The following is a 5,545-nucleotide window of genomic DNA, read 5'->3' as shown; positions in this document are numbered from 1 at the left end:
TCTGTCATCTTATGCATATTTCTGGTCAATATTATCAGGATATATAATTTCATTTATTTTAGTTAGGATTTTCACAAAAAAAAGTTATATTTGAAATTATCGTAATTTTAAATATTTTTCTTAAGTTGATGGTTTTTACTTTTAGTGAAGGATTGATAAATGCATGGTATTACTCCTCAGATTATTGGGAGCGGAATGATTGCCCAAGCCTTTTCTGAGTCTAGGTTTTCTCGTCAAACTTTGGTATTTGCATCTGGCGTTTCAAATTCAAGCGAAGCGCGGGTTCGCGAATTTCAGAGAGAAAGGGAGCTGCTTGAAAAGGTTGTCGAGGAGAACCCAGATTCAGAAATTATATACTTTTCTTCTACTAGCATACTTATGAATAAATCTAATGCGTACTCTGAACACAAAAAAAACATGGAAGCACTGCTAGTGAATAAAGCAAAAGACTTTTATATCTTTCGTCTTCCTCAAGTCGTAGGCGTGGTTCTTAATAATACGCTTGTTAGTTATCTTGTTCGTTCTTGTATGGAGAGAAGATGTTTGGACGTCCATGGGAATGCCGTTAGAAATCTAATCGACATTGATGATGTTGTAAGAATCGTTCAGCTCGTTGTTAACGAACGGTTGGGTGCTTGTAGCATCCAAACGCTAGCATCGGCATCGAATGTTCCCGTGCCATATCTTGTAACTGAGATCTCAGGTTTATTGAACGTTCCTTGTGAAATTAATACGCATCCTAAAGGTGATGACCAAACGGTATCTATCGATTTCCTTAGAAAATATTTGGATGATGCCGACCCGATTTTGGATGATGACTATTGGAAAGCAGTGCTACGAAAGTATGTTCCTCTTTTGAAAAGTAGGATTTCAGGTGAATAAACGGATTCTTATTAATTGTTCTAACCTTCATGTGGGGGGGGGAGTGGCGGTTGCCTCTTCGATAATCGATTGCATTAGTAAAATGGATTCTAGTACTTTTGATGATTTTAAAATCCATCTGCTCGTATCAACCAGGGTGGACGATAACCTTAAGTCGCTAGATATTGATGTTAGCAGGTTTGCAAAATATGAGGTGGCGGATTTTTATGGTGTCTCAGCAATTTGGAAAGGTCTAGGAAGTAAGCTGGGCGGCTACCACGCTGTATTTACTGTGTTTGGTCCAGCCTATACGTTCAGAAAGATCGAAAACCATTTCATAGGATTTGCTCAGCCGAATATAATTTATCCTGATAATCCTGTTTTTAAAGATCTTTCACTTATTAAGAAAGTAAAAACAAGGCTTAAACACTTTGTTCAAAAGCTGTTTTTTTCCCTTGCTTCATCGATGGTTGTTGAGTTACCACACGTTAAGAAAGGGTTGTTGCAGAGCTTTTTCTTTCGCAATAAAAAAATATATGTTGTAGAAAGTGCAGTGCATTCTGTTTTTTCCAACAAGGCTGAATGGGAGCCTTTATCCGGCCATGGAATGGAATCCGAGAATATTAAGCTTGGCCTCGTCTCCAGAAACTACCCTCATAAAAATCTCAAAGTCCTTCCAGAGGTTAAGCGCCTCCTTAAAGCCGAATTTAACATGACGGTTTCACTATATGTCACATTTACTGATGATGAGTGGCATGCTTGCGATGAAAATTTTCAGCAGAGCGTGATTAATGTTGGCCCTCTAAGATTGTCTCAGTGCCCTAGCTTCTACGCTAATCTAGATGGAGTCATATTTCCGACGGTTTTGGAGTGCTTTTCTGCCGTTCCAATTGAAACATTTATGCTTAAGAAACCGTTGTTTGTGTCGGACAGGAGTTTTATACGTGATATATGTGGTGTACATGCGAACTATTTTGATCCGCTAAGTCCCTATTCTATTGCGATTTCAATCCGTAAGTTTTTTTCCTTACCTGCTGATGTCAGGGGTGAAAGTACGAAAAGGGCGCATGATTTCGTGCAAGAATTGCCTGGCCCCGACGTCCGCGCATCTCGATATTTAGATATGATTCGGTCAGAATTGAACGATTACAAATAGGTGAGTTATGTTTGATCAAAGAAAGCTACTAATCACTGGGGGTACTGGCTCTTTCGGTAATGCTGTCCTTAATCGTTTTTTGGATAGCGGCATTGAAGAAATTCGTATTTTTAGCCGGGATGAAAAAAAGCAGGATGACATGCGAAAGCGATTCGCCAATCCCAAGCTTAAATTTTATATTGGTGATGTTCGCGATTACACTAGCTTGCTGAATGCTACTCGGGGCGTCGATTACATATTTCACGCAGCAGCCCTCAAACAGGTGCCGTCATGTGAGTTTCACCCTATGGAGGCTGTGAAAACAAATATTATTGGTACCGAAAATGTCCTTGAGGCAGCCATTCAGAACGAGGTGAAGCGTGTAGTTTGCCTGAGTACAGATAAAGCGGTGTACCCCATCAATGCCATGGGTATATCCAAGGCGATGATGGAAAAGGTGATGGTTGCAAAGTCCCGCAATGTCGACCCGAAGAAAACTGTTGTCTGTGGTACTCGCTATGGCAACGTTATGGCGTCTCGCGGTTCGGTCATTCCGCTGTTCGTGGACCAGATTCGTGCCGGGCAGGCCTTGACCATCACTGATCCGAGTATGACGCGCTTTATGATGACTCTGGCCGATGCGGTGGAGTTGGTGTTATACGCTTTTGAGCACGGCTCTAACGGCGATCTTTTTGTGCAGAAGGCTCCTGCCGCTACGATTGACACTTTGGCGCGTGCGCTTACCGATATGATGGGTAAGCCGGATCACCCGATTAACGTAATCGGTACCCGCCATGGTGAGAAGCTGTTTGAGGCGCTGCTTAGTCGAGAAGAAATGGCTTGTGCGCATGATCTCGGCGGCTATTACCAGGTTCCACCCGATCTTCGGGATTTGAACTACAGCAAGTTTGTGGAACAGGGTGAGGAGAAGATCTCTCATACCGAGGATTATAACTCCCACAACACCGAACGCCTCGATGTAGCGGGTATGCAAACGTTGTTACGTAAGCTGGATTTCATTCGCGCCCTGGAACGGGGTGAATACCTCAACACGGAGGATTGAACCATGCGTGCACTGGTAACCGGCGCTAACGGATTTATTGGCAAGAACCTGCAAATGCATTTATGTGAGCGAGGCGGCGTCGAGGTAGTTCCGTTTACTCGCGAGCACACTGAGGCTGATTTGCCTGGCCTTCTGGTTGGCGTGGATTGGGTGTTTCATCTAGCGGGTATTAACCGCCCTGAAGACCCGTCTGAATTCTGTACCGGCAATGCCGGGCTAACTCAAGCTTTGTGTAAGGCGCTGAAGGAATCCGGCCGGAAGATTCCCGTGGTTTATACTTCCTCTATTCAGGTTGAACGGGATAACGATTACGGGATCAGCAAGCGTGCGGCGGAAGATGCCCTTCTGGACCTTAACCGATCGACCGACTGCCCGATATACATTTTCAGGCTGCCCAATGTATTCGGTAAATGGGCGCGACCCAATTACAACTCGGCGGTGGCTACGTTCTGTCATAACATCGCCCGGGATTTGCCAGTGCAGATTAATAATCCGGGTGCAGTAATTCAGCTGGTTTACATTGATGACGTGGTAGCCAGCTTTATTAGCTTACTGGATGGTGGTGCACAGGTTACACCCTTTGTTAACGTAGACCCGGTTTATCAGATTACTGTGGGCGAATTGTCGGAACAGTTGCAGCGCTTCAAAGCTACCCGGGACAACCTGATTACCGAGCCTGTAGGCACAGGCTTGACTCGCGCCTTGTATTCCACCTATGTGAGTTACATGCCACCGGAGAACTTTACCTATACCGTGCCCCAGCATGGGGATGAGCGCGGAGTGTTTGTGGAAATGCTGAAGACCCCTGATTCTGGTCAGTTTTCGTTTTTCACCGCTCACCCCGGAGTTACTCGTGGCGGGCATTACCACCATTCGAAAACTGAAAAGTTCCTGGTGATTAAAGGCGAGGCCTGTTTCCGATTCCGCCACATGCAGACCGAGGAGTTTTATGAGCTGCGCACCTCTGGTGACAAGCCTGAAATTGTGGAAACCGTACCGGGCTGGACCCACGACATCACCAACGAAGGCGACAGCGAGCTGGTATGCATGCTTTGGGCTAACGAAATTTTTGACCGTGAAAACCCCGATACTTTTGCTTGTCCACTCTGATTCTTCAATGTCTCTGCAGCCTTTTGATCAATGTGTAGTTGAGTGAAATTCTTTATGAAAAAGATGAAGGTTATGACGGTAGTGGGCACTCGTCCGGAAATTATCCGCCTTTCCCGTGTACTGGCTCGGCTGGATGAGTTCTGTGAGCACATACTGGTTCATACAGGTCAGAACTATGATTACGAATTGAACCAGGTCTTTTTCGATGACTTGAATATTCGTAAGCCGGACTACTTTCTGAACAGTGCAGAGGGGAGTAAGAGTGCGGCGAACACAATCGGCAATTTGATCTCGGCGGTTGATGAGGTGTTAGAAACCGTCAAGCCAGAGGCTTTGCTTGTTCTGGGTGATACCAACAGTTGCCTGTCGGTGATCCCTGCAAAACGTCGAAAAGTCCCGATTTTTCACATGGAGGCGGGCAATCGTTGTTTTGATCAACGAGTGCCCGAGGAAACTAATCGCCGTATTGTTGACCACACTGCGGATATTAACCTGACATACAGCACCATAGCGCGAGACTACTTATTGCGCGAAGGTCTCTCTCCGGATCAGGTGATTAAAACCGGTAGTCCTATGTTTGAGGTATTGAATCATTACCGCCCCCAGATAGATGCCTCAGACGCTTTGCAACGATTAGAGTTGAAAGAAGGGCGGTATTTTGTTGTGAGTGCACATCGTGAGGAAAATATTGAGTCAGAGCGATCGTTTAATAAGTTGGTCGAGACTCTGAACAGTGTCGCAGAAAACTATAATATTCCGGTGATTGTGTCCACGCATCCTCGCACCCAAAAGCGAATCAATGCCGCTGGCTCGGAATTCCATCCAAAGGTTAGGCTAATAAAGCCTTTAGGCTTTCATGACTACGTACGGCTTCAGCTTTCTGCCAAAGGAGTATTGTCTGATAGCGGCACTATTAATGAGGAGTCTTCAATTCTGAATTTTCCAGCTTTGAATCTGCGGGAGGCCCATGAGCGCCCAGAAGGCATGGAAGAGGCTGCCGTTATGATGGTGGGTTTGGATGTGGAGAGAGTGCTGCAAGGGCTTGCCATCCTGGAATCCCAACCCCGAGGTGAAGAGCGGGGTTTGATGTTGGTGGCAGATTACAGTATGCCGAATGTGTCAGATAAGGTAGTTCGTATTATTCACAGCTACACCGATTATGTGAATCGGGTAGTGTGGAAGAAGTACTAACGAGTCACTGATGACGCATTCCCTGTTCCGCCGCTTCCGAGTAACGCATTGCCGTGATTATGCCGTGTCCCTCAGGTTCTGGTCTCAGCTTGCGCAGCACTGTCGTGGCGAAGAGCGTATCCTGCGGTTAGCTGCCGACTACAGTATATTTTGCGTAGTGGAGAATGTTCATGCAAGTTATTCAC

5 protein-coding genes are annotated in these 5,545 nt (G+C 45.7%); all 5 read left to right on the top strand.

Annotation, left to right across the window (positions count from 1 at the left end; translation table 11 throughout):
* Window positions 1–159 precede the first annotated feature (159 nt).
* The 5 genes from ACN0T0_RS20310 to wecB all read left to right on the top strand — a co-directional run bounded on the left by ACN0T0_RS20310 (window position 160) and on the right by wecB (window position 5,360).
* Window positions 160–882 carry a hypothetical protein gene (locus tag ACN0T0_RS20310; RefSeq protein ID WP_417228681.1) on the top strand — a complete coding sequence of 241 codons (723 nt, stop codon included), beginning with the start codon at window positions 160–162 and terminating at the stop codon, window positions 880–882.
* A complete protein-coding gene (locus ACN0T0_RS20305) occupies window positions 875–2,017 on the top strand; it encodes a hypothetical protein (protein ID WP_417228679.1) in 1,143 nt (380 codons plus the stop codon). Before ACN0T0_RS20310 ends, ACN0T0_RS20305 begins: the two co-directional genes overlap by 8 nt.
* Before the next feature lie 7 nt (window positions 2,018–2,024).
* Window positions 2,025–3,059: a polysaccharide biosynthesis protein gene (locus tag ACN0T0_RS20300; protein ID WP_417228677.1), complete on the top strand. Its 1,035-nt coding sequence runs from the start codon at window positions 2,025–2,027 to the stop codon at window positions 3,057–3,059.
* A gap of 3 nt (window positions 3,060–3,062) precedes the next feature.
* A complete protein-coding gene (gene wbjC / locus ACN0T0_RS20295) occupies window positions 3,063–4,169 on the top strand; it encodes a UDP-2-acetamido-2,6-beta-L-arabino-hexul-4-ose reductase (protein WP_417228675.1) in 1,107 nt (368 codons plus the stop codon).
* Window positions 4,170–4,241: 72 nt separating this feature from the next.
* Window positions 4,242–5,360: a non-hydrolyzing UDP-N-acetylglucosamine 2-epimerase gene (wecB, locus tag ACN0T0_RS20290; RefSeq protein ID WP_417228673.1), complete on the top strand. Its 1,119-nt coding sequence runs from the start codon at window positions 4,242–4,244 to the stop codon at window positions 5,358–5,360.
* Window positions 5,361–5,545: the final 185 nt, after the last annotated feature.

The sequence above is a fragment of the Amphritea sp. genome, from assembly GCF_048266285.1.
In the GTDB taxonomy this organism is placed as follows: domain Bacteria; phylum Pseudomonadota; class Gammaproteobacteria; order Pseudomonadales; family Balneatricaceae; genus Amphritea.
Note: the sequence above shows the minus strand (reverse complement) of the source record. Positions and strands in the feature narration are given on the sequence as shown.